At 67.0% G+C, this 24,045-nt stretch carries 23 protein-coding genes; 9 read left to right on the top strand and 14 right to left on the bottom strand.

Annotation, left to right across the window (positions count from 1 at the left end):
• The first annotated feature begins 76 nt into the window (after positions 1-76).
• Positions 77-1,510: a PLP-dependent aminotransferase family protein gene (locus tag IB229_RS03420; protein ID WP_192324965.1), complete on the top strand. Its 1,434-nt coding sequence runs from the start codon at positions 77-79 to the stop codon at positions 1,508-1,510.
• A gap of 81 nt (positions 1,511-1,591) precedes the next feature.
• Here the strand turns inward: IB229_RS03420 and IB229_RS03415 are convergent, their stop codons facing one another.
• Complete coding sequence (locus tag IB229_RS03415) at positions 1,592-2,032, bottom strand: carboxymuconolactone decarboxylase family protein (protein ID WP_192324963.1); 441 nt, start codon at positions 2,030-2,032, stop codon at positions 1,592-1,594.
• A gap of 224 nt (positions 2,033-2,256) precedes the next feature.
• Here IB229_RS03415 and IB229_RS03410 point away from each other — a divergent pair, with 224 nt between their 5' ends.
• Positions 2,257-2,658, top strand: coding sequence for a hypothetical protein (locus IB229_RS03410; RefSeq protein ID WP_192324962.1), 402 nt, complete (start codon positions 2,257-2,259; stop codon positions 2,656-2,658).
• A 26-nt stretch (positions 2,659-2,684) separates the two neighbouring features.
• Here the strand turns inward: IB229_RS03410 and IB229_RS03405 are convergent, their stop codons facing one another.
• From IB229_RS03405 to IB229_RS03360, 10 genes are all read right to left on the bottom strand, one after another.
• A complete protein-coding gene (locus IB229_RS03405; RefSeq protein ID WP_192324960.1) occupies positions 2,685-3,332 on the bottom strand; it encodes a response regulator transcription factor in 648 nt (215 codons plus the stop codon).
• 186 nt (positions 3,333-3,518) lie between these two features.
• A complete protein-coding gene (locus tag IB229_RS03400) occupies positions 3,519-4,607 on the bottom strand; it encodes a protein-glutamate methylesterase/protein-glutamine glutaminase (RefSeq protein ID WP_192324958.1) in 1,089 nt (362 codons plus the stop codon).
• Positions 4,608-4,644: 37 nt separating this feature from the next.
• Positions 4,645-5,454, bottom strand: a complete 810-nt coding sequence (locus IB229_RS03395) for a CheR family methyltransferase (protein ID WP_192324956.1) — start codon at positions 5,452-5,454, stop codon at positions 4,645-4,647.
• Positions 5,454-5,963 carry a chemotaxis protein CheW gene (locus tag IB229_RS03390; protein WP_192324954.1) on the bottom strand — a complete coding sequence of 170 codons (510 nt, stop codon included), beginning with the start codon at positions 5,961-5,963 and terminating at the stop codon, positions 5,454-5,456. The genes IB229_RS03395 and IB229_RS03390 overlap by 1 nt, the downstream gene beginning before the upstream one ends.
• 12 nt (positions 5,964-5,975) lie before the next feature.
• The gene (locus IB229_RS03385; protein WP_192324952.1) at positions 5,976-7,622 is read right to left on the bottom strand and encodes a methyl-accepting chemotaxis protein; all 1,647 of its coding nucleotides are present in this window, start codon (positions 7,620-7,622) and stop codon (positions 5,976-5,978) included.
• Between the two features lie 11 nt (positions 7,623-7,633).
• A complete protein-coding gene (locus tag IB229_RS03380) occupies positions 7,634-9,841 on the bottom strand; it encodes a chemotaxis protein CheA (RefSeq protein WP_192324950.1) in 2,208 nt (735 codons plus the stop codon).
• A 13-nt stretch (positions 9,842-9,854) separates the two neighbouring features.
• Positions 9,855-10,181: a lipid asymmetry maintenance protein MlaB gene (locus IB229_RS03375; RefSeq protein ID WP_192324948.1), complete on the bottom strand. Its 327-nt coding sequence runs from the start codon at positions 10,179-10,181 to the stop codon at positions 9,855-9,857.
• A gap of 1 nt (position 10,182) precedes the next feature.
• The gene (locus IB229_RS03370; RefSeq protein ID WP_192324946.1) at positions 10,183-10,548 is read right to left on the bottom strand and encodes a response regulator; all 366 of its coding nucleotides are present in this window, start codon (positions 10,546-10,548) and stop codon (positions 10,183-10,185) included.
• Positions 10,549-10,584: 36 nt separating this feature from the next.
• Complete coding sequence (locus IB229_RS03365) at positions 10,585-11,322, bottom strand: methyl-accepting chemotaxis protein (RefSeq protein ID WP_263864156.1); 738 nt, start codon at positions 11,320-11,322, stop codon at positions 10,585-10,587.
• 762 nt (positions 11,323-12,084) lie between these two features.
• Entirely contained in the window at positions 12,085-12,375 is a 291-nt protein-coding gene (locus IB229_RS03360; RefSeq protein ID WP_192324944.1) for a hypothetical protein, read from the bottom strand.
• Between IB229_RS03360 and IB229_RS03355 the strand changes: the two genes are divergently transcribed.
• Both IB229_RS03355 and rmuC read left to right on the top strand, forming a co-directional pair.
• A complete protein-coding gene (locus IB229_RS03355) occupies positions 12,374-12,790 on the top strand; it encodes a tetratricopeptide repeat protein (protein WP_192324941.1) in 417 nt (138 codons plus the stop codon). The genes IB229_RS03360 and IB229_RS03355 overlap by 2 nt on opposite strands.
• Before the next feature lie 186 nt (positions 12,791-12,976).
• Positions 12,977-14,341 carry a DNA recombination protein RmuC gene (gene rmuC / locus IB229_RS03350; RefSeq protein WP_192329217.1) on the top strand — a complete coding sequence of 455 codons (1,365 nt, stop codon included), beginning with the start codon at positions 12,977-12,979 and terminating at the stop codon, positions 14,339-14,341.
• Between the two features lie 158 nt (positions 14,342-14,499).
• Here rmuC and IB229_RS03345 read toward each other — a convergent pair whose 3' ends face one another.
• A complete protein-coding gene (locus IB229_RS03345; RefSeq protein WP_192324939.1) occupies positions 14,500-15,198 on the bottom strand; it encodes a pirin family protein in 699 nt (232 codons plus the stop codon).
• Between the two features lie 214 nt (positions 15,199-15,412).
• Entirely contained in the window at positions 15,413-18,883 is a 3,471-nt protein-coding gene (locus IB229_RS03340) for a PAS domain-containing hybrid sensor histidine kinase/response regulator (protein WP_192324937.1), read from the bottom strand.
• Positions 18,884-19,120: 237 nt separating this feature from the next.
• Here IB229_RS03340 and IB229_RS03335 point away from each other — a divergent pair, with 237 nt between their 5' ends.
• The 5 genes from IB229_RS03335 (at position 19,121) to IB229_RS03315 (ending at position 23,646) form a co-directional block, all read left to right on the top strand.
• The gene (locus IB229_RS03335; RefSeq protein WP_192324935.1) at positions 19,121-19,690 is read left to right on the top strand and encodes a GNAT family N-acetyltransferase; all 570 of its coding nucleotides are present in this window, start codon (positions 19,121-19,123) and stop codon (positions 19,688-19,690) included.
• Between the two features lie 5 nt (positions 19,691-19,695).
• The gene (locus IB229_RS03330; protein ID WP_192324933.1) at positions 19,696-20,523 is read left to right on the top strand and encodes an AraC family transcriptional regulator; all 828 of its coding nucleotides are present in this window, start codon (positions 19,696-19,698) and stop codon (positions 20,521-20,523) included.
• A gap of 73 nt (positions 20,524-20,596) precedes the next feature.
• Positions 20,597-21,307 (top strand): AzlC family ABC transporter permease, encoded by a 711-nt coding sequence (locus IB229_RS03325; protein WP_192324931.1) that lies wholly within the window; start codon positions 20,597-20,599, stop codon positions 21,305-21,307.
• Positions 21,307-21,636 (top strand): AzlD domain-containing protein, encoded by a 330-nt coding sequence (locus IB229_RS03320; RefSeq protein WP_192324930.1) that lies wholly within the window; start codon positions 21,307-21,309, stop codon positions 21,634-21,636. The genes IB229_RS03325 and IB229_RS03320 overlap by 1 nt, the downstream gene beginning before the upstream one ends.
• Positions 21,637-21,771: 135 nt before the next feature.
• Entirely contained in the window at positions 21,772-23,646 is a 1,875-nt protein-coding gene (locus IB229_RS03315; RefSeq protein ID WP_192324928.1) for an MFS transporter, read from the top strand.
• Between the two features lie 68 nt (positions 23,647-23,714).
• On the opposite strand, the gene sugE is transcribed toward IB229_RS03315, so the two are convergent.
• Complete coding sequence (gene sugE / locus IB229_RS03310; protein ID WP_192324925.1) at positions 23,715-24,029, bottom strand: quaternary ammonium compound efflux SMR transporter SugE; 315 nt, start codon at positions 24,027-24,029, stop codon at positions 23,715-23,717.
• Positions 24,030-24,045: the final 16 nt, after the last annotated feature.

Below are 24,045 nucleotides of genomic sequence, written 5' to 3'. Positions count from 1 at the left end.
CGTGGCCTGCCTTCCGGCGCACGCGGGTTGCGGATACGCTTAGGGCCTGATTGGCGTTCGCCGGGACGGAGAACCGATGGAACTTCATGTCGTCATCCATGGCCGCAAGGACCTGGGCGAGCAGCTCTACACCCAGCTGCGCGAGGCCATCGAAAGCGGTCGCCTGGCCGCCGGCACCCGCCTGCCACCTTCACGCCTGCTGGCCGAGCAGCTGGGCATTTCGCGCAGGACCGTCTCCGACACCTACGCGCTGCTGACCTATGACGGCCTGCTGATCGGCAAGGTCGGCAGCGGCACCTTCGTCAACGCCCGTGGTGCCCGCGCGCTGCCCAGGCCGAGTGCGCCCGCGCTGGCCAGTGCCGCGGCCATCGCGCGCTGGCAGAACATCGTGGTGCCGTTCCTTCATCCGCAGCTGGCCGGCGCGCTGCGTTGCGAATTCATCGGCGGGGCTATCAGCAAGAACCTGTTTCACCAGGACGACTGGCGCAGCTGCACCCAGCACGCGCTGCGGCAGATGGCTCGTGAGCGCGGCTTCTACAGCCAGCCGGAAGGGCTGACCGCGCTGCGCGACGCCATCGCCCGCTACATCGCCTTCGCCCGCGGGGTGAACTGCCAGGCGGACGATCTCGTGGTGTGCAGTGGCGCGCAGCAGGCGCTGGACATGATCGCCCGCGTGCTGATCGAGCCCGGCTGCACGGTGGCCATGGAAGACCCCGGCTACACGCCGGCGCGCTTGCTGTTCGTCGCCCTCGGCGCGCGAGTGGTCGGGGTGCCGGTGGACGCCGATGGCATCCAGGTCGAGAGAATTCCTGCCGATGCACGGCTGATCTACGTGACCCCGTCGCACCAGTTTCCGCTGGGCATGCCGATGAGCCTGGCGCGACGCGAGGCGTTGCTGGAGGCGGCGCACGCCCAGGGCGCGCTGATCATCGAGGACGACTACGACTGCGAGTTCCGCTACGAAGGGCGGCCCACCGATTCGCTGCAGAGCATGGACACGCGTGGCGTGGTCGCCTACGTCGGGACCTTTTCCAAGACCCTGCTGCCGGAGCTGCGCATCGGCTATGCGGTGCTGCCACCGGCGATCCGGCCGGCGGTGATCAAGGCCAAGCAGCTGACGGACTGGCACACCTCGACACTGCCGCAGTGGACCCTGGCCCGCTTCATCGCCGAGGGCCACCTGCTCAAGCACATCCGCCGCTGCCACGCGGTCTACGCCAGCCGCCGCGAGCGCATCCTGCAGCGCTTCGCCGGCGATTTGGCGACCTGGTTCGAGATCGTGCCGTCGACCGCCGGCTTCCACCTGGCAGTGCTGTGCAAGGTGCCGCTGAACATCGCGCTGCTGGTCGAGCTGGCGCACAAGGTCGAGGTCGGCCTGTACCCGCTGGCGCCGTTCTTCCACGACAGCCCGCCGCGTGACGGCCTGATGATCGGCTACGGCGCCATCGAGACGCTGGATATCGACCCGGCGCTGGACCGCGTGCGCGACATCCTCGAGCAGATCACCTGAGCAGCCCGGAGCGAATCCGGGTCTTGCACTGGGCTGCATAGGGTAGGGATGCCGTGCAGCAGAACCCGCATGCCTTCGCCCTTATTCGGCGGGCATCTTGCGAAAGCCAACGGCCAGGCGGTTCCAGGCGTTGATGGTGGCGATGGCGACGCTCAGGTCGACCATTTCCTTGGCGCTGAAGTGCGTTTCGAGCAGGGCGTAGTCGGCGTCCGGGGCGCGGGTTTCGGCGACCAGGGTCAGGGCTTCGGTCCAGGCCAGGGCGGCGCGCTCACGCTCGTTGAAGAACGGCGCTTCGCGCCAGACCGCCACGGCGTACAAGCGGCGCTCGCTCTCGCCGGCCTTGCGGGCATCGGCGGTGTGCATGTCGACGCAGAAGGCGCAGCCGTTGATCTGCGAGGCGCGGGTCTTGACCAGTTCGATCAGGGATTTCTCCAGTGGCAGCTTGGAGATGGCGCCCTCCAGGGCCAGCATGGCCTTGAGGGCCTCGGGGGAGGCGGCGTAGAAGTCGATACGGGCGGTCATGGTGGTGTCCTCGGGCGCGGGTGGCGGTGGGTGTGGCAGTACGGTAAGCCGCGTCGGCACTTGGACAAATAGCCAATTCCGGGGAAGATCGGCACACCAATCCGCCTGTCGTTTCGCGCCTGCGCGCGCGGCCCCATTGACGGCCGCCGCGCAGACGCGGAAGGTGGCGACCCTCTTGCCCTGCGCCCGCGCGCAGCTCATCTCGCAGCCCGAACGGAGCCCCCATGTCCCAGCCCGATCCGCACCACCGCCAGGCCATTCTCGACAACCCTCAGGCGCAGGATTGCACCGTGTACCGCCCGGACGAGACCGACCTGGATGCCGAAGAGCTCGACCTGGGCGACGCCAAGGTGCTGTTCACCGGCCCCTTCGTCGCGCCGGTGGAGTGGGATGCCCAGGAGCGCGAGGATTTCTTCGCCGACAGCGACCCCGCGCTGTTCGTCACCGCCTACATCGAATGCGAGGCCAAGCCGGGTTCCAAGGCCTATTTCCAGGCCTCGGTCGGCGACTACGTCGCGACCATGCCGGGGCTGGGCGAGGTGGTGATGTACTGCGTCGAGGACTACAGCGAAGGCGACAAGGGCCGCCTGTTCGTACTGCTGCGCGACGACCAGACGCTGGACTGATTGTCGGGGCGGGAGGCGTCACCGGGTCAGTCGTCGGCGCTGATGATTCCTTCACGCACGGCGTAGAGCACCAGGCCCGGCACGTCGTGGATGTTCAGGCGCTTCATGATCTGCGCGCGGTGCGCTTCCACCGTCTTCACGCTCAGGCCGAGGCCGTCGGCGATGGCGCGGGTCGAGGTGCCACGGCTGATCAGGCGCAGGATTTCCACCTGGCGCTGGGTCAGCGCGGCCTCACCGGCGGGCGCCTGGCTGCGTGACAGGGCCTGCTCGATCACCGGTTGGGCGATGGCGCTGCTCAGGTAGCGCTGGCCACGGTCGACCGCCTTCAGCGCCAAGTGCAATTCGGCCATCGCCGCGTCCTTGAGCAGGTAGCCGTAGGCGCCTTTCTCCAGGGCGGAGAGCACCACCTCGGCATCGGTGTGCATGGACAGCATCAGCACCCGCGCATCGGGTACGGCGCTGCCGAGCTGTTGCAACGCTTCCAGGCCGCTGACGCCATGCATGGACACGTCCAGCAGGATGATGTCCGGCTGCAGCTCCTGGGCCAACTCGACGGTCTGCCGACCGTCCTCGGCCTCGCCGACGATCTCGTAGCCGTCCAGGTCGCTGATCATCGCCCTCACGCCGACTCGGATCAGCGCATGGTCGTCCGCCAGCAGCAGGCGGCAGGTCATGGCAAGTCCTTGTGCAGGGTGGCGCGGAACATGACAGGCAATCTCCTCGGGCGGCGCCTGGGCTCGCCTGGAGGGCGAGCGGGCCGTACTGGTAAGGAGTGACGGAGCGGGCGAAAGGTTCGCGCGGATTGACCGACGGGACAGTTTCCTTGACGGCGGATTTCCTGGCGCGACGGACGCAGGCGTCTATTTCGCCGCTTCCGCCTGCTTGCCGGAATGCCCGCGGGCGTACTGGACGATCAGACCGGGCAGGGCGCCGAGCGCTTCGCTGCTTTGTGCGGCGCCGAGTTTCAGCGCTTCCTTGGGCATGCCGAAGACCACGCAGCTGGCCTCGTCCTGGGCCACCGTGCGGGCGCCGGCTTCGCGCATGGTCAGCAGGCCGCGGGCGCCGTCGTCACCCATGCCGGTCATGATCACGCCGAGGGCGTTGTGCCCGGCGTGCTTGGCCACGGAGCGGAACAGCACGTCCACCGAGGGCTTGTGGCGGTTCACCGGCGGGCCGTCGAGCACCTCGACGAAGTACTGCGCGCCGCTGCGCTTGAGCTGCATGTGCTTGCCGCCGGGCGCCACCAGGGCCAGGCCGGGCCGCACGCGGTCCATGTGCCGTGCCTCGCGCACGTCGATGGCGCAGACGCTGTCGAGGCGCTGGGCGAAGGCGGCGGTGAACTTCTCCGGCATGTGCTGGACGATGACGATGCCGGGGCAGTCCACCGGCAACTGGCGCAGCACCACTTCCAGGGCCTGGGTGCCGCCGGTGGAGGTGCCGAGGGCGACCACGCGGTCGGTGGTGGTCAGGTGCACCTTCGCGGGGGTGTCGGCACTGGCGGCCGGCGCCGGTGTGGCGGTCGGTGCGGCGACCTTGCGCGGCATGGCGTGCGGCTGGCTGCGCGCGGCCATCTCGATCTGCCGGATCAGGTCGCCGGAGATCTGCTGCAGGCTGTCCTTGAGGCCCAGCCTGGCCTTGGTGAACACGCCGACTGCGCCAGCGGCCAGGGCGTCGAGGGTGATCGCCGCGCCGGCTTCGGTGAGGGTCGAACAGATGATCGACGGCGTCGGTCGTTCGGCCATGATCTTGCGCAGGAAGGTGATGCCGTCCATGCGCGGCATTTCCACGTCCAGCACCAGCACGTCGGGCCACTGCTTGCGCATCTTCTCCAGGGCGAAGATCGGGTCGGCGGCCTGGCCGATGACCTGGATGTTCGGGTGGCTGTCCAGGCAGGCGGTGAGTACCTGACGCACCAGCGCCGAATCGTCGACGATGAAGACTTTGATCATCGGGTAGGGCTCTTGGCAGTGGTCATGGTTGGTCGGCTCACAGGCGTTCGAACACGGAGGGGCGCACCGCACGCAGCGGCAGGTTGAAGCCGTGCAGGCTCTCGGCATGGCCGATGAACAGCAGGCCGCCGGGGCGCAGGCGGTCGAGCAGGCGGGAGACGATGGCGCGCTTCTCGTCGCTGGCGAAGTAGATCAGCACGTTGCGCAGGAAGATCACGTCGAACGGGCCGAGGTCGCGGGGCAGGGTGCGCATCAGGTTGACCTCGTCGAAGCGCACCTTCTGCCGCAGCGGCTGGGCCACGCGGAACAGCCCGTCACTGGCGCCGACGCCGCGCAGGCAGTGGCGCCTGAGCAGCTCGGCGGGAATGTGCTCGGCCTGCTCCAGCGGGTAGGTGGCGTGACGCGCCTTGTCCAGCACGCGGCGGCTGAGGTCGCTGCCGAAGATCGACCAGTCCTGGCTCTGTGCATGCTCGGCGAGGGTCATGGCCATGCTGTAGGCCTCCTGGCCGGAGGAGCTGGCGGCGCTCCACAGGCGCAGCCCGCGGCGCTGAGTGGCGGCCCATTCGCCGAGCACCTGGAAGTGCTGCGGCTCGCGGAAGAAGTAGGTTTCATTGGTGGTCAGCAGGTCGATCACCAGGCGCCGTTCTTCCTTTTCCTCGGGGTCGTCGAGAATCTTCAGGTAGTCGCCGTAGCTGCTCAGCTGCAGGGCACGCAGGCGGCACATCAGGCGCCCGGCCATGAGCATGCGCTTCTGCTCGGCCATGCGGATGCCGGAGGCCTCCAGCATCATCCGCTGCAGGTGACGGAAATCGCCGTCGCTGAGTTTGGGCAGGCTCGCCGTGGGCATCAACCGGCCTGCTGGGCCAGGCTCAGCTGCCTGATGTCGTCCAGCGAAAGCACCCGACGCACGTCGAGGATGATGGTGAAGCCGCGCTCGTCACGCGCCATGCCGGCGATGAAGTCGGTGCGGATACCGGCGCCGAACGGCGGCGCCTGCTCGACGTTGCCGGCCTCGATATCGAGCACCGCGTCCACCGCGTCGACCACCAGGCCGATGCGCTGCTGCTCCTCATCTAGGTTGAGTTCGATGATGACGATGCAGGTGCGCTTGTTCGGCACGCTCAGCTCGAAACCGAAGCGCGCGGCGAGGTCGAGCACCGGCACCACGTTGCCACGCAGGTTGATCACCCCGTGGATGAACGGCGGCATCATCGGCACGGTGGTGATCTGGCCGTACTCGATGATCTCGCGGACCAGCTCGATGGGCAGCGCGTAGCGCGCCTGGCGCACGCGAAACGACAGGTGCTGGACGCTGGCCGGCGGGCTCGCCGGCACGATCGCCTGAAGGTTGTTCATGCTCGCGGCTCCTCAGTTGAAACTGACGAACTGGCCTTCGTCGGCCAGGGCCGGCGGTGCCTTGCGCTCGCTGCGGCGCAGTTCGCGCACGTTGCCGCCGCCCGCGCTGCGCTCCGGGCGCAGCGGCTTGTGCGCGGCCTGGAAGGCGTCGAGGCGGAAGAAACCGATCAGCTCCTGCAACTGGCTGGCCTGGGCGTTCATCTCTTCGGCGGTGGCCGCCAGCTCCTCGGAGGCCGAGGCGTTCTGCTGGGTGATCTGGTTCATCTGGCCCATGGCGATGTTGATCTGCGCGGCGCCGCTGGACTGCTCCTGCGAGGCGGCGGTGATTTCCTGCACCAGGTCGGAGGTCTTCTGGATGTTCGGCACGATCTCGTCGAGCAGCTTGCCGGCCTGTTCGGCCAGGCTCACGCTGTTGCTCGCCACGCCGCCGATTTCCTGCGCGGCCACCTGGCTGCGCTCGGCCAGTTTGCGCACTTCGGCGGCGACCACCGCGAAGCCCTTGCCGTGGTCACCGGCGCGCGCGGCTTCGATGGCGGCGTTGAGCGCCAGCAGGTTGGTCTGGTAGGCGATGTCGTCGATGATGCCGATCTTGTCGGCGATCTGTTTCATCGCCTGGACCATTTCGCGCACGGCCTGGCCACCCTCGACCGCGTCGTTGGCGGCCTTGCCGGCGATACCGTCGGTGACCTGGGCGCTGTCGGTGTTCTGCGCGATGGAGGCGGACATCTGCTCCACCGAGGCGGTGGTTTCCTCGACGCTGGCGGCCTGTTCGGTGGCGGCCTGGCTCAGCGACTGCGAGGTCGCGCTGACTTCCTCGGAGGCCGAGGACAGCGAGTCGGCGGCGCTGCGCACATCGGCCATCACGCTGCGCAGGCGTTCGCTCATGTTCTGCATGGCGGCCAGCAGCTTGCCGGTCTCGTCCTGGCTGTCGACGCTGATGCTGACGTTGAGGTCGCCCTCGGCCAGGCTGTTGGCGGCGGCCACGGCACGGTTCAGCGGACGCGAGATGCTGCGCGTGACCAGGATGCCGATGGCGAAGCCGAGCACGGCGGCGATCAGCACCAGCACGATCATCTGCAGGCGCGAATCGAGGTAGATGGTGGTGATGCCGTCGTTGGCTTCCTTGGCGCGCAGTTTCTTCTGCTCGACCAGGTTGCCGATGGTGGCGTCGGCGGCGTTGCCTTCGCTGCGCAGCTGCGGCATCAGCGCGGTGAACTCCGTTGCCTCGGCGAAGCGACCGGATGCGCGGTTGAGTTCGAGCATCTGCAGGGCGGTCTTTTCGTAGTCGCTCAGCTCGCGGGTGAGGGTTTCCAGCTGCGCCAGCGACTCGGGGCTGGTGAAGCTCGGGCGGGCCTTCTCCAGGCTGTCGTGCATGGCCTTGAGCGCGTCCTGCACTTGGTTGATGGTGTGCGCGCGTTCCTCGGGCGTGGTCGCCAGCAGGCTGCTGCGCAGGTGGCGCCCGGCATACACCAGGTTGATGTTGGCGTTCTGCATGTTCTCCAGCGCGGTCATCTCGCGCTCGTACATCTGGTCGGAGAGTTCGTTGACCTTGCCCAGGTTGACGATACCCAGGGCACCGACGGCGGCGGTCAACAGCACCACCAGGGTAAAGCCGGCGATCAGGCGTACGCCGATCTTCATGTTGCGGATGGATTGCATGGTGGTGTCTCCTACGAGCCCATCAGGTCGGGGCGCGGTTGGTTGGCGCGCGAGTCGGCCTCGGCGCTGTGTTGCAGGCGCCGGAACAGGCTGGCGATATCGAGGATCAGGGCGATCTGCCCGGAGCCGAGGATGGTGGAACCGCTGATGCCCTGCAGGTGCTGGAACAGCAGGCCGAGCGGCTTGATCACGGTTTGCAGCTCGCCGTGCAGGCTGTCGACGATCAGCCCGGCCTGCTGGCGGCCGAGGTTGACGACGATGACGTTGCGCCGCTTGCTGTGGCTGGCCGGCAGCTCGAAGTGCGCGGCCAGGTCGATGCACGGCAGCGGCTTGCCGCGCAGGTTGAGGTAGCCGTAGGCGCACTCGGCCATCTGCTCGGCGCTCAGCTCCAGGCATTCGGTGACCAGGTCCAGCGGCACCACGAAGTACTCGTCGCCGAGGCTGACGAGGAAGCCGTCGATGATCGCCAGGGTCAGCGGCAGGCGGATGCGGAAGGTGCTGCCCTGGCCGGGCATGGAGTCGATTTCGATGCTGCCGCGCAGGGCGTCGATGGCGCTGCGCACCACGTCCATGCCGACACCGCGACCGGACAGGTCGGACACCGCGTCGGCGGTGGAGAAGCCGGCGGCGAAGATCAGCATGTGCACGTCGGCGTCGCTGAGGTTGGCCTGGGCGTCGATCAGCCCGCGCTCTATGGCTTTCTCGCGGATGCGCGCGGTGTTCAGGCCGTTGCCGTCGTCGCTGACCTCGATGACGATCATCCCCGACTCGTGGAAGGCGTTGAGGCGCAGCTGGCCCTCGGCGCTCTTGCCGGCGGCGCGGCGCTGCTCGGCGGATTCGATGCCGTGGTCGATGGCGTTGCGCACCAGGTGGGTCAGCGGGTCGGCGAGCTTGTCGATCACCGACTTGTCCAGCTCGGTGTCGGCGCCGCGGATGTCCAGGCGGATGTTCTTGCCCAGCTGCTGGCTGACGTCACGCACCACGCGGTGGAAGCGGTTGAAGGTGTCGCCGATCTCGATCATGCGCAGCTTCAGCGCCGCTTCGCGGATCTGTTCGACGTGCTGGTTGACCGTCTGCGTGCTTTCCACGCAGTTGCCGTCGCCGTGCATCTGCGCGTGCAACTGGGCGCCGGCGGCGCTGATCACCAGCTCTCCGACCAGGTTGATCAGCTCGTCGAGCTTGTGCGCGGCGACGCGGATCTGGGTGTTTTCCTGGGCTTTGCGTTCGCGCGCGGTCTTCTGTTTGGCCAGCGCCGCGTCGACCACCTGCGGGGCGATCAGGCCTTCCTCGACCAGCACGGTGCCGAGTGCCGGCTTGTCCTGCTCGGCCTGCGCCTGCAGGGCCAGGCCCTGTTCCAGTTCGTGTTCGGTGAGCAGGCCGCTGGCAACCAGGATGCTGCCGATGCGCGCGTCGCGTTCGGGCAGGTCCTGGATCAGTTGCAGGTAGTCGCCCAGGGCGCTGTCTGGCGGCAGGATGCGCAGGGTGCAGAAGTCACGGATGAACTCGAAGACTTCCTCGATCTCGGCCTTGCTCGCGGCGCTGCACAGGGCGATTTCCAGGCCCAGGTAGCAGCTTTCCGGGTCGAGCTCGGTGAGCGTCGGCAGCTGGTCGTCGATCAGGTCGAGGTTGAGGATGTCGCCCAGGCGGCTCAGGTAGCGGACGAACGCCGCCGGGTCGAAGCCGTTGCGCAGCAGGTCGGCATGGAAGCGCAGGGAAATGTGCCAGGCACCCTCGGCGTCGCAACTGGCGCAGGCGGCCATGCGTCCGCGGTTGGCACAGGTCTCGGCGCTGACATCGAGCAGGGCGATGGTGCCCGGCGCGGCGCCGTGTTCGGCGAGGGCGGCGAGCAGTTCGTTCTGGTGCTGGGTGTCGACCGGCAGCTCGCCGCTGTCGACGTCGATCAGCGCGACCATCGAGGCCAGCTCGTCGAGGCAGCGCAGCATCACCGAGACCAGCGCCGGGTTCAGCGTGCGCTCGCCGTCGCGCACTGCCATCAGCAGGTTTTCCAGGTGATGGGTGAAGCTCACCAGGGGCGTCAGCGAGAACAGCCCGGCCGAGCCCTTGAGCGTATGCATGGCGCGGAACAGGCCGTTGATCGCGGCCTCGTCCTGGGGCTGCTGGTCGAGTTGCAGCAGGTATTCCTCGGCCTGCTTGGTCAGGTCGCCGGCTTCTTCGACGAAGCCCTGCAGCAGCTGGCTCCACTGTTCGCCATTGAGCATGGTGGCCTCCGGATCAGGCGTGCGCCGGCTCGGCGGCGGGCTGCAGGGCATTCAGGCGCAGCAGGTCCAACAGCTCGACCACTGCGGCACACGGGTTGTGCGTGACCAGGCTGATGCCGGCCTGCTGGAGGAACTTGCGCACCGACAGCAGCAGCTGCGCGCCCGCAGTGTCCAGTTCTTCCAGGGCACTGAGGTCCAGATGCCAGGTATTGACCGCGTTGTCCGCGGTGAGCAGGTCGATCAGTGCGCTGTGCGCCTCGCGCACTTCATAGATGGTCAGGCTGCCGGCGATGGTCATCTGCGCTGGCTGGGCGTTGCTGTCGTAGGTCAGGCTAAACATCTCAGCCCACCAACTTGTCGACGGCCGCCAGCAGTTGCTGGGGCTGGAAGGGTTTGACGATCCACGCCTTGGCGCCGGCTGCCTGGCCTTCGGCCTTCTTGCTCTGCTCGCTTTCGGTGGTGAGCATGACGATGGGCGTGAAGCGGTAGTCGTTGCGCGCCTTGATCTCCTTGACCAGGCCGATGCCGTCGAGGTTGGGCATGTTCACGTCGCTGATGATCAGGTTGATCTTCTGCCCGTTGAGCTTGCTCAGGGCGTCGCGACCGTCGACGGCCTCGATGACCTGGTGACCGGCACCGGTCAGGGTCATCTTCACCAGTTGGCGCATGGACAGCGAGTCGTCGACGATCAGGATGGTTTTGGCCATTGCTTGAAGCTCCGGGAAACGTGGAAAAAGGGCTGTCTAGAAAAAGGTGACTTCGCTGGCGGCCGGCGGCCGCCCGCGGGAGCTGGCGCGGCTGGTGCCTCGTTCCTCGTCGGTGGTGAACTGGCTGTGCAACTCGCTGAGCCAGCGCTGCGGCTGGGTGAGGATCGGGTCCTGCGCCTGCAGGGCGTGGCGCAGGCGGTCGAGGTCGAGCTGCAGGTGGTCGAGCATCTGGTCGGAGCGGTCCTGGAACTGCAGGCTGACGATGATTTCCTGGATGTCGCCCCGGGTCATGCGGGTGTCCTGCTGCAGCTCGCGCGAGGTGTCTTCCAGCTCGCTGAGGTTGCTGCTCAGGCCCTGCATGATTTCCCCGGCGACCTGGTCGAGGTAGCGCAGGTTGCTTTCCTCGCTGCTCGACAGCTCGCTGGCGGCGGTGACGGTAGAGCGGATCGCGCGGTTGATTTCGCCGACCTTTTCCACCATCCGCTGGCCGGTTTCCGCGGACAGGCTGGAGAGCTTGCGCACCTCGTCGGCGACCACCGAGAAGCCGCGGCCGTAGTCACCGGCGCGGGCCGCTTCGATCGCTGCGTTGAGGGCCAGCAGGTTGGTCTGGCTGGCGATGTCCTGCACGTGCTTGGACATGCTCTGCAGCTCGCTGGCGTAGGCGTCGAGGTGGCCGATGGTGCCGAGCAGTTCGCTCTTGCGCGCACTGGCGGTGTGGAAGGCGGTGGTCACTTCGTCCAGGCGCACCTGGGCCTGGCGCAGGCTGTTGCCCATGCCGTTGCCGCCGAGCACGCTTTCCGAGCGACCGAGGGTCTGCTCCAGGCGCTGGCTGAGGCCGGCGAAGCGCTCGAACAGCTGGCCGACGTTGCGCCCGAGCAGCTGACGCACCTGGCCGAGGTTCTCGTGCCAGGCCGGCAGCACGGCCTGCAGCAGCGGCTGGCAGTCGGTGGGTGCGGTTTCAACGGCCTGCGGCCTGCTGTCTTCGACGTGCGGCGCCACCGGACGCGGGCGCAGGAACAGCCCGGCCACGCCAGCAATAAAGACGCCGCCGGCACTCAGCCAGGGCATGCCCAGGGCGAGTCCGGCGACGCTGATGAGGATGCCCAGCCAGAGGGTGCAGTAAGCCAGCACGGTGTGGTTCCCGGTGTGGATTCAAGTGCGGCGAACGATAGGCAAGGGCGCGGTCGGACGAAATCGGGGGGACCCCTACGGGCGCCTTAGGGGGAATTCCGATGGTGGCTGCGCAGGGCGGAGCAGGGCGCCTGCGAACATATGCCGCAGGCGCGAGCGGGCGGATTTTTCCTTTCGATGCGACCAGCGGTCGAGTGCACGCAGGGAATCCGACAGTGCCTGCGGTGAATCGGCGCGCGGTTGCGTGTCGCAGCCGGCGTGCCCGCTTTCGACCGTTGCGACGCAGTGGCGAAATACTGGCCACCGGCTGAAAGCCAGGAGCCAGGCGGGGCGCCGCGTGCCGCCCTGAAACGGGGCGCTGGCAAGGCCGGCCGCGAGACTTGTGCACAATGGCGAAGCACCTTGTCAAGCTTCTGTCATAAACCGCCGTAACTGCTTGATTCTTCGTTGCCAATTTTCAATGCATTGAAAAATAAGGACTTTTTTTGTTGGTGAAAAAAGCACCAGTTTGACCTCAGGCCCCACACCATCACTCGTGAGCTTAGTTTTCATCAAGTTGTCCACGGAGTTATCCACAGCTTCTGTGGATTGTCCGGGCGCTCGTTCTAGAGCGAGTTCGCCAGCTTTTGGCAAGTCTTTACCGGAGAAAAAAAGAGAGTAGAGTGGCGCGCCTTCGCCGCCACCAGCCGTTCCCATGAAGTCTCGCGTTCTGCCTGCTCAGTCTCCCGCCGCCGATGGTGCCCGCCTGCCGATGCGCATGGCCCTGTGGTTGCTGGATCGCCCACGACTGGGCTGTAACGCCAGCGTCAAACGCCTCGCCGGGCGCATGCTCAAACAACCCGCCCGCCAGGGTGTGGTGGAAGCGCAGAGCCGCCTGGGGCAGATGCTCTGCCGCGACTGTGGCAACGCCCGTGACCGCCGCATCGGCCTCGAACTGCTGCGCCAGGCAGCCCGCTCGGGTGACATGCGCGCGCAGCTGGAGCTGGGCCGGGTCTACAGCCAGCCGCGCCAGCGCGAACCGCTGCAGGCGCGGCACTGGCTGGAACTGGCCGCCGCACAAGGCTCGCAAGACGCCGTCAGGCTGCTCGACACCCTGCATAAAAGCGCCTGATTCCACCCCGATGCGCTGGGTATACTGCCGGGCATTGCGTTCCTGACAGCGAGTTTGCCCGTGCCATTGCCTTTCGTTTTCGACCTTTCTTCCCTGTTGCTCGGCCTGTTGCTGGCGGCTGCACCGCTGGCGTTTCTGGCCTGGCAGCTGCAGCGCAAGCTGGCCGTGCAGAACGCCGAACGGCAACTGCTGGAGGAGCGCCTGAGCACCGCGCGCCTGGCCCAGGACGGTTTGTCCGCGCAGCTCGACGGTAGCCTCGATGAGCTGCGTGAACTGCAGCAGGACAGCGCCCGCCAGCAGGCCGAACTGGCCGCCGCGCGGCGCGAGAGCGAACTGCTCGCGGTCGAGCGCGAGACGGCCCGCGAGGCCGCCCAGCAGTGGGGGCGCGAACGCGAACAGAAGGAAAACGAGTTGCGCCGCCTGGAAGCCCAGGGCGCCGGCCTCAGTGCCGAGCTGCGCGAGCAGCAGGAAAACCACCAGCAGCGCCTGAGCGATCTGCAGAACGCCCGCGACGAGCTGCGCGCGCAATTCGCCGAACTGGCCGGCAAGATCTTCGACGAGCGCGAGCAGCGCTTCGCCGAAAGCAGCCAGCTGCGCCTCGGCCAGTTGCTCGACCCGCTGAAGGAGCGCATCCAGTCGTTCGAGAAACGCGTCGAGGAGAGCTACCAGAATGAGGCGCGCGAGCGCTTCTCCCTGGCCAAGGAGCTGGAGCGCCTGCAGCAGCTCAACCAGCGCCTGGGCGAGGAGGCGACCAACCTGACCCGCGCACTGAAAGGCCAGAAGACCCAGGGCAACTGGGGCGAGCTGGTGCTGGAGCGGGTGCTGGAGCATGCCGGGCTGGAGAAGGGCCGCGAATACGAAACCCAGGTCAGCCTCAAGGGTGCCGACGGCGAGCGCTTCCAGCCGGACGTGCTGATCCAGCTGCCGGGCGACAAGCAGGTGATCATCGACGCCAAGGTCAGCCTCACCGCCTACCAGCAATACGTCGCGGCCGACGACGAGGTGATCCGCCAGCAGGCACTGAAGCAGCACCTGCTGTCCCTGCGCAGCCACCTCAAGGGTTTGTCCGGCAAGGACTACAAGCGCCTGGACGGGTTGCACAGCCTGGATTTCGTGCTGCTCTTCGTGCCGATAGAGGCGGCGTTCGCCGCGGCCCTGCAGGCCGACCAGAACCTGTTCCAGGATGCCTTCGAGCAGAACGTGGTGATCGTCAGCCCGACCACGCTGCTGGCCACCCTGCGGGTGATCGACAGCCTGTGGCGGCAGGAGCGGCAGAGCCAGAACGCGCGCGACATCGCCGAGCGCGCCGGGCAGCTGTACGACAAGTTCGTCGCCTTCATCGGCGACCTGGACGAAGTGGGCAGCCGCCTCAAGCAGCTGGACAAGGCCTACGACGCGGCGCGCAACAAACTCTGCGAAGGCCGCGGCAACCTGATCAACCGGGTCGAGAACCTCAAACTGCTCGGCGCGCGGGCGAGCAAGAGCCTGCCTGCCGACCTGCTGGAGCGGGCCGCGGGTGTGCCGTTGCTGGATGAAGAAAGCAGCGATTAAGCGTTCGAGCTCAGCTATTCATAGGCAGCACCCAGCACGGATTCTGGTGCGGCTAGCGCACGCAGCGCGTAGCTGATTGGTAGGGTGCAACATGAGAGGTGTGGGTAGATGGCCGGTGTGCACGATGCACCCTGCGGTGCACCGTGCACATGCCTGCCTCAGGCGACGTCGACCAGGATCACTTCGCTGTCCTGCAGCGCAGTGATGCGCACCACCTCTTCCTGGGCGATGGCCACGCCATCGCGCTCGGCGGCATGCACGCCATTGACCTCGATCTCGCCCTTGGCGGCCACCAGGTAACCCTTGCGCGCACGGCCCAAGGGGTACTCGGCGCTTTGCCCGGCCTTCAGCGTCGCCGCGACCAGGCGCGCATCGGCGCGGATGGGCAGGGCGTCACCATCGTCCTCGTGGCCACTGGCGAGCACCACGAACTGCCCGGCACGTTCGCCCTTGGGAAACGGCTTGGCTCCCCAGGACGGCGCCTTGCCGTTCTGGTTGGGCATGATCCAGATCTGGAAGATCTTGGTGGTCACGTCCTCGAGGTTGTACTCGGAATGGGCGATGCCGGTGCCGGCGCTCATCACCTGGACGTCGCCCGCTTCGGTGCGGCCTTCGTTGCCCAGGTTGTCGCGATGGGTGATCGCGCCTTCACGGACGTAGGTGATGATTTCCATGTCGTGGTGCGGGTGCGGCGGGAAGCCGGAGTTGGCGGCGATCTCGTCATCGTTCCACACGCGCAACTGACCCCAGTTGTTGCGTTGGGCGTCGTGGTAGCTGGCGAAGGAAAAGTGGTGACGCGCATTCAGCCAGCCGTGATGGGCATGGCCAAGGGATGCGAACGGGCGGATATCGATCATGATCAGGCTCCTGTCAGTGCGCCGCAGCGCTGGGGTATGGCAGGCATGATCTATCGAATTGACTTCGATAAATAGCGCAAAAACTCCACTGTAATAATCGATTTTATGGATGTTTTTGCGTGGCTATCGCGGGGCGGGTGAACCTGCGAGCTGTTGCGGCCGGCTGCACCTGCGGGTTTCACCTGCTCCTACCCGTTCAGCCGCCACGATGGCCTCAATTAAGGCTCAGGTGCCGGCTCAGCAGGGCGCGCAATACGGCCGGCTTGACCGGCTTGGCGAGGAAGTCGAGGCCGGCGGCGTGTACCGCGGCGACCAGCTCCGGGCGCCCGTCGGCACTTATCACCACGCCCGGCAGGGGTTCGCCCATGCGCGTGCGCAGCCAGGCCATCAGCTCGGTGCCGGTGTCGCCTTCGTCGAGGTGGTAGTCGATCAGCGCCAGTTGCGGGCGTACGTCCTCGTCGAGCAGGTGCTCGCATTCCAGGCGGTTGCGCGCGGTCCACACCTGGCAGCCCCAGCGCGACAGCAGGCTGTGCATGCCGGTGAGGATGCTGTCCTCGTTGTCGATGCACAGCACGTGGGCGCCGCTGAGGGCATGGCCGTTGGTCTCGGCGACCAGGCGCGGTGCGGCCACGGCCGGCTGGCGCGCCAGTGGCACGCTGACGCTGAACACGCTGCCCTTGCCCGGCCAGGAGCGTACTTCCAGACGATGGCCGAGTACCCGGCAGAGGCCGTCGGCAATCGCCAGGCCCAGGCCCAGGCCTTTTTCGGCGCGGGTCTGATGGCTGTCCAGGCGCTTGAACTCTTCGAAGATCACCTTGCGCTTGTCCTCGGGAATGCCGGGGCCGCGGTCCCAGACTTCCAGGCGCAGGTGCTGGCCTTCACGGCGCACGCCGAGCAGCACGCGGCCCTTGGCGTAGCGGAAGGCGTTGGTGAGGAAGTTCTGCAGCACGCGGCGCAGTAGCTTAGGGTCGCTTTCGATGCGCAGCTTGCTCGAGCGCAGGTGGAAGTCGACGCGCTGCTCCAGGGCCAGCACCTTGAACTCGGCACCCAGGGTTTCGAAGAAGCTGCCCAGCGCAAAGCCGCTGAGGTCCGGGGTGATGCGGCCATTCTCCAGGCGCGAGATGTCGAGCAGGTCGGTGATCAGGTCTTCGGCCGAACGCAGCGAGCTGTCCAGGTGGCGCACCAGTTCCTGGGCTTCGCGCGGCAGCGCTTCCTGCTGGTGGGAGAGGGCGGCGGAGAACAGCCGCGCGGCGTTCAGTGGCTGCATCAGGTCGTGGCTGACGGCGGCGAGGAAGCGCGTCTTCGACTGGTTGGCGGCCTCCGAAGTGGCCTTGGCATCGCCCAGCGCCTGGTTCAGTTGCGACAGCTCGCGGGTGCGCTCGTCGACCCGCTGTTCCAGGCCTTCATTGGCATCCTTGAGCGCCTGCTCGGCTTCGCGGAACGCGGTGATGTCGGTGAAACTCATGACGAAGCCGCCGCCCGGCATGGGGTTGCCGATCAGCTCGATGACCCGGCCGTTGGGGAACAGCCGTTCGGAGGTGTGCTGCTTGCCTTGGCGCATCCAGTACAGGCGCTTGGCCACGTGGCCGTCGACATCGCCGGGGCCGCACAGGCCGCGTTCGGCGTTGTAGCGGATGATGTCGGCAATCGGCCGGCCGACGCCGATCAGTCCTTCGGGGTAGCCGAACAGTTCCAGGTAGCGGTGGTTCCAGGCCACCAGGCGCAGCGACTGGTCGACCACGCTGATGCCCTGGGTGATGTTCTCGATCGCGCCTTGCAGCAGGGCACGGTTGAACTGCAGCACCTCACTGGCTTCGTCGACGATGCGCACCACGTCCTCGACCTGCATGTCGCGGCCTTCGATGGCGGCGCGCACCACGGCGCGGGTCGACGAGGCGCCGAGCACACCGGCGAGCAGCCGCTCGGTGTGGGCGATCCACTCGTTGTCGGCGTTCTGGTCGGGGTTGAAGGGCTTGTCCTGCTGGTAGGAAAAGCGCACGAAACTCTGCCGTGCGCGTTCTTCGCCGACGAAGCGCGCCGCCAGCTCCATCAGGTCGGCGATCTGCACCGCCAGCGGGTTGCGGTTGCCCGGCGCGGCCATGAGTTCCTGGCCGATGAAGCGCCCGGCCTGCCAGTGCTCGGAGACGCGGGTGCGGGAGAACCAAGAGACCCAGGCGAACAGCAGGAAGTTGCCGAACAGCGACAGCAGCACGCCGCGGGTCAGCGGGTCGATCTCGATGCCGACCGGGTAATAGAGCAGCTCCGGCAGCAGCGGGAAGCTGTCCAGCGACCAGCGCAGACCACCGGCCACCAGTGGCAGCACCAGGGTGTAGAACCACAGTGCGCAGCCGGCGGCGAGGCCGGCGAACACGCCACGGCGGTTGGCCTGTTTCCACATCAGCGCACCGAACATCGCCGGTGCCAGTTGGCCGATGGCGGCGAACGACAGCTGGCCGATGGTCGCCAGGCTGGCGTTGGTGCCCAGCAGGCGGTAGCAGACGTAGGCCAGCAGCAGGATGGCGACGATGCTCACGCGGCGCGCGCTGAGCATCCAGTGGCGGAAGGCCTCGAACGGGCGCTCGGTGCTTTTGCGCCGCAGCAGCACCGGCAGCAGCATGTCGTTGGAGATCATCGTCGACAGCGCCACGGCCTCGACGATGACCATGCCGGTGGCCGCCGAGGCACCGCCGATGAAGGCCAGCAGGGCCAGCGTCGGATGCGCTTCGGCCAGCGGCAGGCTGATGACGAAGGAGTCAGGCTGCACGCCAGCAGGCAGCAACAGCTGGCCGGCGAGGGCGATGGGCACGACGAACAGTGCGGCCAGCAGCAGATAAACCGGGAACACCCAGCGCGCCTGGCGCAGGTCCTTGGGTTCGATGTTCTCCACCACGCTGACGTGGAACTGCCGCGGCAGGCAGACGATGGCGGCCATGGCCAGGCCGGTCTGCACCAGCATCGCCGGCCAGTTCACCGTTTCCGCCCAGAAATCCTTCAGCGCGGGCGCCTGCAGGGCCTGCTGGCGCAGGTCGCCGAAACCGTCGAACAGGCCCCAGGTGACGAACACGCCAACCGCGATGAACGCCAGCAGCTTGACCAGCGATTCGAAGGCGATGGCCAGCACCATGCCGCGGTGGTGCTCGGTGACATCCAGGTTGCGCGTGCCGAACAGAATGGTGAACAGCGCCAGCACCAGCGAGACGATCAGCGCGGTGTCCTGGGCGCGGGTGGCGCTGGGCGTGCTGCCGATCAGCAGGTTGACGCCGAGCACGATGCCCTTGAGCTGCAGGGCGATGTAGGGCAGCACGCCGACCAGGCAGATCAGCGCCACCACCACCGCCAGCGACTGCGACTTGCCGTAGCGCGCGGCGATGAAGTCGGCGATCGAGGTGATGTTTTCCTGCTTGCTGATCATCACCATCTTCTGCAGCACCCAGGGCGCGAACAGCAGCAGGAGGATCGGCCCGAGGTAGATCGGCAGGAACGACCAAAGCTGGCCGGCAGACTGGCCGACCGCGCCGAAGAACGTCCAGCTGGTGCAGTACACCGCCAGCGACAGGCTGTAGACCCAGGCACGCACGCGCGGCGACAGCGGCGCGCGGCGACGGTCGCCATAGAAGGCGATGGCGAACAGGATGGCCATGTAGACCAGGGCGACCAGGGCGATCAACCCGCTGGACAGCGACATGCAGACTCCGCAAAACGAGAAGCCGGGCAGCGCCCGGCAAAGCCGTACCGAACCAGGTTCGGTTGATGCTGTCAGTCTCGCATGTGGCAGGCCCGTCGTCAGGCAGACGATGGTCGCAATCGCCTTGAGCCGTGACAGGCGCCCTGTTAGGGTCTGTGGGCATTCGCCGTGGCGGTCGTGGCGATGCGTCAACAGACCTCGCCTCACCGACCGTGATCGTTGCACCGGAGTTACTTCATGTTCAAACCCCAACCCGTCGCGCTGCAGCAGGGCGCCTTGCGCCTTGACCCGCTGAGCGATGCCGATCTGCCGCCGCTGCTCGAACTGGCCGAGGCCAACCGTGAATCCCAGCAGTACATGAGCGGCACCACCCGCCCGGACTGGTACCGCAGTGCACTGGCCGACCATCGCGCGGAAACCGCTGTGGTCTTTGCCATCCGCCTGGCCGGCGAACTGGTCGGCACCACGCGCTTCTTCGATTTCAACGCCAGCCTGCCGGCGGCGGAAATCGGCTACACCTGGCTCGACAGCCGCCAGCACGGCAGCGGCCTGAACAGCATGATCAAGTACCTGTTGCTGCGGCATGCCTTCGAAGAGTGGCAACTGGTGCGCGTGCAGCTGAAGACCGCCACCAGCAACCTGCGCTCACAGGCGGCCATCGCCAAGCTCGGCGCGGTGCGCGAGGGCGAGCTGCGCAACCACCGGCGCCTGGCCGATGGCCGCCTCGACGGCACGGTGATGTTCAGCATCACCGACAGCGAGTGGCCCCAGGTCAAACAGCAGCTCGAAGCGCGTTTCGGCGCCTGAGTGTCATGCCGGCCCCGCGCGAGCAGACCCGTTTCTGGCAGGCCGACGCCCTCAGTGGCGTCGAGCTGCTGCACGCGCGCTATATAGAGCAGCGCTTCGCCCCGCATGTGCATGAAGGCTTCGTCTTCACCGTGATCGAACACGGCGCGCAGCGCTTTCGCCACCGCGGCAGCGACCACCTGGCGCCGGTCGGCAGCATGGTGCTGATCAACCCGGACGAACTGCACACCGGTTCCAAGGCGCACGAAGAGGGCTGGCGCTATCGCGCCTTCTACCCGGACAACGCGCGGGTCGGCGGTGTGCTCGATGAGCTCGGCCTGGGTAGCGGGGGTATGCCGTCGTTCGCCGTCAGCGTGCTGCAGGACCCGCAGCTGCACCGCGCCTTCGGCGACCTGCACCGCCTGCTCGATGGCGGTGCCAGTGCCCTGCAGCAGCAGACCGCCTGGCGCGAGGCGATCCTGCTGCTGTTCCAGCGCCACGCGCGCATTCCCTTGCCGGCCACGCCCGGGCGCGAGCCGCAGGCAGTGGCACGGGCCAAGGAGTTGCTCGGCAGCCAGCTGGCCGAGCCGCCGTCGCTGGAGCAGCTGGCGGCCGCGGTCGAGTTGTCGCCGTTCCACTTCGCCCGCGTGTTCCGCCGCGCCACCGGCCTGCCGCCGCATGCCTGGCTGCGCCAGCGACGTCTGGAGCAGGCGCGCGCGCTGCTCAAGAGCGGCTGCGCGCCGCTGGCGGTGGCCATGCAGCTGGGCTTCGCCGATCAGAGCCACCTGACCCGGCAGTTCAAGCAGACCTACGGCGTCGGCCCTGGCGAATACCGCAAGGCCTGCCTCGGCTGATCGGGCCCGAGAGCAATATCGTTCAAGACTCCATGCCTGCCAGCAGCTAGCCTTCGCGGTTCAAGGAGGCGCCATGTCCCGTCAACACGAATTCCTGCAGGCCGTACGCGACATGCTGCCGATGCTGCTCGGTGCCATGCCGTTCGGCATCATCTTCGGCAGCCTGGCCGGTGCGGCCGGGCTCACGCCCTGGCAAACCATCGGCATGTCGCTGCTGGTGTTCGCCGGCTCGGCGCAGTTCATCGCCATCAGCCTGCTCGGCGGCGGCGCGACCCTGGCCGTGGTGCTGCTCACCACCTTCGTCGTCAACTTGCGGCACGCGCTGTACAGCGCCAGCCTGCAGCCCTTCGTGCGCCACCTGCCCAAACGCTGGCGCATGCCGCTGGCGTTCTGGTTGACCGACGAGGCCTTCGCCGTGGTTCAGCCCCGCTACGCCGAGCTGGACGAGTCGCCGTACAAGCACTGGTACTTCTTCGGTGCGGCGCTGGCGATGTACGTCAACTGGCAGTTGTGCACATTGATCGGCCTGGTGTTCGGCCAGACCGTACCGAACATCGCCGCCTGGGGCCTGGACTTCGCCATGCTGGCGACCTTCATCGGCATCGTCGTACCGATGCTGCGCAATCGCCCGCAGGTGGCGGCGGCGCTGGTCGCTGCAGCGGTAGCGCTGGCCTGCCACGCCTTGCCCTACAAGCTCGGGCTGATGGCGGCGGCGTTCAGTGGCATCGTCGTCGGCGTGCTGCTGGAGCGGCGCCTGGGCCTGGTCGTCGAGGAGGTCGCGTGATGGAAAACTGGTGGCTGATTCTCGGCATGCTGGCGATCACCTTTTCGATCCGTTACAGCCTGTTCGCCTTTCCCGACCTGCGCTTCCCGCCGCTGGTACGCCAGGGTTTGCATTACGTGCCGACCGCGGTGCTCACCGCCATCGTCGTGCCCGGCATGCTCCTGCCTGACGGCCAGCACTTCGCCCTCGCGCTGGACAACGCCTACCTGCTGGCAGGGCTGGCGGCCATCGCCATCGCGGCGCTCACCCGTCACCTGCTGGCGACCATCGGTGGCGGCCTGCTGGTGTTCTTCGTGATGCGCTGGGCGTTCGGTCAACTGCCGCTGTAGGAGCGTTGCCGGCTATCGTGCCTGGCGCGCACGCCGGGCTCGCGGGCGCACTGTGGCTTTTGCCGGCGTCTTGCGATCCAATGCGTTAGCGGCCACGATCCGGCCACTTCACCGCTGCCTCCAGGTACATGGACGATGACCCAACACTCGCAATTCGCCTTGCTGCGCACCCGGCGCTTCCTGCCGTTTTTCATCACGCAGCTGCTCGGCGCCTTTAACGACAACGTGTTCAAGCAGGGCCTGATCCTCGTCGTGCTGTTCGGCCTGGCGCTGAACGCGGAGCAGGGCAACCTGATGGTGAACTTCTGCCACATGCTGTTCATCCTGCCGTTCTTCCTGTTCTCGGCCCTCGGCGGCCAGTTCGGCGAGAAGTTCGCCAAGGACGCGCTGATCCGCGCGATCAAACTGGCGGAAATCGTGATCATGCTGGTCGGTGCCGCCGGCTTCTATCTCGACAGCCTGCCGCTGCTGCTGCTCGCCCTGTTCGGCATGGGCACCCACTCGGCGCTCTTTGGCCCGGTGAAGTATTCGATCCTGCCGGCGACCCTGCGTGAAGACGAGCTGGTCGGTGGCAACGCGTTGGTGGAGATGGGCACCTTCCTCGCCATCCTCGCCGGCACCATCGGTGCCGGGCTGATCATGTCCGGCAGCCATTCCGCCGGTCTGGTGTCGACGGTCATCGTGCTGGTCGCCGTGCTCGGTTATCTGGCCAGCCGCAACATCCCCCGCGCCCGCGCGGCGATGCCGGAACTGGCGCTGGACTGGAACATCTTCCGCCAGACCTGGGCCACCGTGCGCCTCGGCCTGGGTCAGCGCCCGGCGGTGTCGCGTTCACTGCTCGGCAATTCGTGGTTCTGGTTCCTCGGCTCGATCTACCTGGCGCAGATCCCGGCCTTCGCCAAGGAGCTGCTGCACGGCGACAAGAGCGTGATCACCCTGATCCTCACCGTGTTCTCGGTGGGCATCGCCCTCGGCTCGGTGCTCTGCGAGCGCCTGTCCGGGCGCAAGGTAGAGATCGGCCTGGTGCCGTTCGGCTCCATTGGCATGACCGTGTTCGGCATCCTGCTCTGGTGGCACAGCGGCGATTTCCCGGCAGCGGCCGAGCCCTACACCTGGCTGACTCTGCTCGGTCAGGGCCAGGCCTGGTGGCTGCTGCTCGATATCTTCGGCATCGGCGTGTTCGGCGGCCTGTACATCGTACCGCTGTACGCGCTGATCCAGTCGCGCACGGTGGAGAACGAGCGCGCGCGGGTGATCGCCGCCAACAACATTCTCAACGCGCTGTTCATGGTGGTCTCGGCACTGGTGGCGATGCTGCTGTTGAACGTCGCCGGGATTTCGATCCCCGAGCTGTTCCTGGTGGTTTCGCTGATGAACATCGCGGTGAACACCTACATCTTCAAGATCGTCCCCGAATTCACCATGCGCTTCCTCATCTGGCTGCTCGGCCACACGCTGTACCGGGTGCGCCACGAGGGGCTGGAGGCGATCCCCGACGAGGGCGCCGCCGTGCTGGTGTGCAACCACGTGTCGTTCGTCGACGCGTTGTTGATCGGCGGGGCCGTGCGCCGGCCGATCCGTTTCGTCATGTACTACAAGATCTACCGACTGCCGGTGCTCAACTTCATCTTCCGCACCGCCGGCACCGTGCCGATTGCCGGACGCAGCGAGGACCCGGAAGTGTTCGAGCAGGCCTTCGCGCGCATCGCCCGGTACCTGGCGGACGGCGAAGTGGTGTGCATCTTCCCCGAGGGCAAACTGACCACCAGCGGCGAGATCGACGAGTTCAAAGCCGGCGTGGAGCGCATCCTCAGCGCCAACCCGGTGCCGGTGATCCCCATGGCGCTGCAGGGCCTGTGGGGCAGTTTCTTCAGCCGCGACCCGCACAAGGGGCTATTCCGGCGCTTCTGGTCGCGCATCACCCTCGTGGTCGGCCAGCCGTTGCCGGCGGATACCGGCCGGCTGGTGCTGCAGGAGCAGGTCAGCCTGCTGCGGGGCGACGTGCGCTAAGTGTTGCCGGAACAGAAAAGCCCGCCGATTGGCGGGCTTTTTATTTCCGGCGGCTTGGTAGCGAACGCTCAATGGCTGAGCTTGAGGCCGAGCAGCCCGGTGACGATCAGGCCGACGCTGAGCAGGCGCACCAGCGCCATGGATTCGCCGAACAGGATGATCCCGGCGATCACCGTGCCCACTGCACCGACACCAGTCCAGATCGCGTAGGCGGTGCCCAGTGGCAGCTCCTTCATCGCCAGGCCGAGCAGGCCCAGGCTGATGACCATGGCGCCAACGGTAAGCAGGGTAGGGATGGGGCGAGTGAAGCCGTCGGTGTATTTCAGGCCGACGGCCCAGCCGACTTCGAACAGGCCGGCGAGAAACAGAATGAGCCAGGACATGGTGACCTCCAGGTAA

The sequence above is a fragment of the Pseudomonas sp. PDM14 genome, from assembly GCF_014851905.1.
In the GTDB taxonomy this organism is placed as follows: domain Bacteria; phylum Pseudomonadota; class Gammaproteobacteria; order Pseudomonadales; family Pseudomonadaceae; genus Aquipseudomonas.
This window is presented reverse-complemented; position numbering and strand designations above follow the sequence as displayed.

Coding starts and splice junctions, on each gene's coding strand:
- IB229_RS03330 (WP_192324933.1), top strand. CDS start 19,696: ATGCCGGCCCCGCGCGAGCAGACCCGTTTCTGGCAGGCCGACGCCCTC.
- IB229_RS03355 (WP_192324941.1), top strand. CDS start 12,374: ATGAAGTCTCGCGTTCTGCCTGCTCAGTCTCCCGCCGCCGATGGTGCC.
- IB229_RS03395 (WP_192324956.1), bottom strand. CDS start 5,454: ATGCCCACGGCGAGCCTGCCCAAACTCAGCGACGGCGATTTCCGTCAC.
- IB229_RS03345 (WP_192324939.1), bottom strand. CDS start 15,198: ATGATCGATATCCGCCCGTTCGCATCCCTTGGCCATGCCCATCACGGC.
- IB229_RS03320 (WP_192324930.1), top strand. CDS start 21,307: ATGGAAAACTGGTGGCTGATTCTCGGCATGCTGGCGATCACCTTTTCG.
- sugE (WP_192324925.1), bottom strand. CDS start 24,029: ATGTCCTGGCTCATTCTGTTTCTCGCCGGCCTGTTCGAAGTCGGCTGG.
- IB229_RS03335 (WP_192324935.1), top strand. CDS start 19,121: ATGTTCAAACCCCAACCCGTCGCGCTGCAGCAGGGCGCCTTGCGCCTT.
- IB229_RS03370 (WP_192324946.1), bottom strand. CDS start 10,548: ATGGCCAAAACCATCCTGATCGTCGACGACTCGCTGTCCATGCGCCAA.
- IB229_RS03420 (WP_192324965.1), top strand. CDS start 77: ATGGAACTTCATGTCGTCATCCATGGCCGCAAGGACCTGGGCGAGCAG.
- IB229_RS03400 (WP_192324958.1), bottom strand. CDS start 4,607: ATGATCAAAGTCTTCATCGTCGACGATTCGGCGCTGGTGCGTCAGGTA.
- IB229_RS03360 (WP_192324944.1), bottom strand. CDS start 12,375: ATGGGAACGGCTGGTGGCGGCGAAGGCGCGCCACTCTACTCTCTTTTT.
- IB229_RS03380 (WP_192324950.1), bottom strand. CDS start 9,841: ATGCTCAATGGCGAACAGTGGAGCCAGCTGCTGCAGGGCTTCGTCGAA.
- IB229_RS03415 (WP_192324963.1), bottom strand. CDS start 2,032: ATGACCGCCCGTATCGACTTCTACGCCGCCTCCCCCGAGGCCCTCAAG.
- IB229_RS03405 (WP_192324960.1), bottom strand. CDS start 3,332: ATGACCTGCCGCCTGCTGCTGGCGGACGACCATGCGCTGATCCGAGTC.
- IB229_RS03390 (WP_192324954.1), bottom strand. CDS start 5,963: ATGAACAACCTTCAGGCGATCGTGCCGGCGAGCCCGCCGGCCAGCGTC.
- IB229_RS03340 (WP_192324937.1), bottom strand. CDS start 18,883: ATGTCGCTGTCCAGCGGGTTGATCGCCCTGGTCGCCCTGGTCTACATG.
- IB229_RS03315 (WP_192324928.1), top strand. CDS start 21,772: ATGACCCAACACTCGCAATTCGCCTTGCTGCGCACCCGGCGCTTCCTG.
- IB229_RS03365 (WP_263864156.1), bottom strand. CDS start 11,322: ATGGGCAACAGCCTGCGCCAGGCCCAGGTGCGCCTGGACGAAGTGACC.
- IB229_RS03385 (WP_192324952.1), bottom strand. CDS start 7,622: ATGCAATCCATCCGCAACATGAAGATCGGCGTACGCCTGATCGCCGGC.
- IB229_RS03325 (WP_192324931.1), top strand. CDS start 20,597: ATGTCCCGTCAACACGAATTCCTGCAGGCCGTACGCGACATGCTGCCG.
- IB229_RS03375 (WP_192324948.1), bottom strand. CDS start 10,181: ATGTTTAGCCTGACCTACGACAGCAACGCCCAGCCAGCGCAGATGACC.
- IB229_RS03410 (WP_192324962.1), top strand. CDS start 2,257: ATGTCCCAGCCCGATCCGCACCACCGCCAGGCCATTCTCGACAACCCT.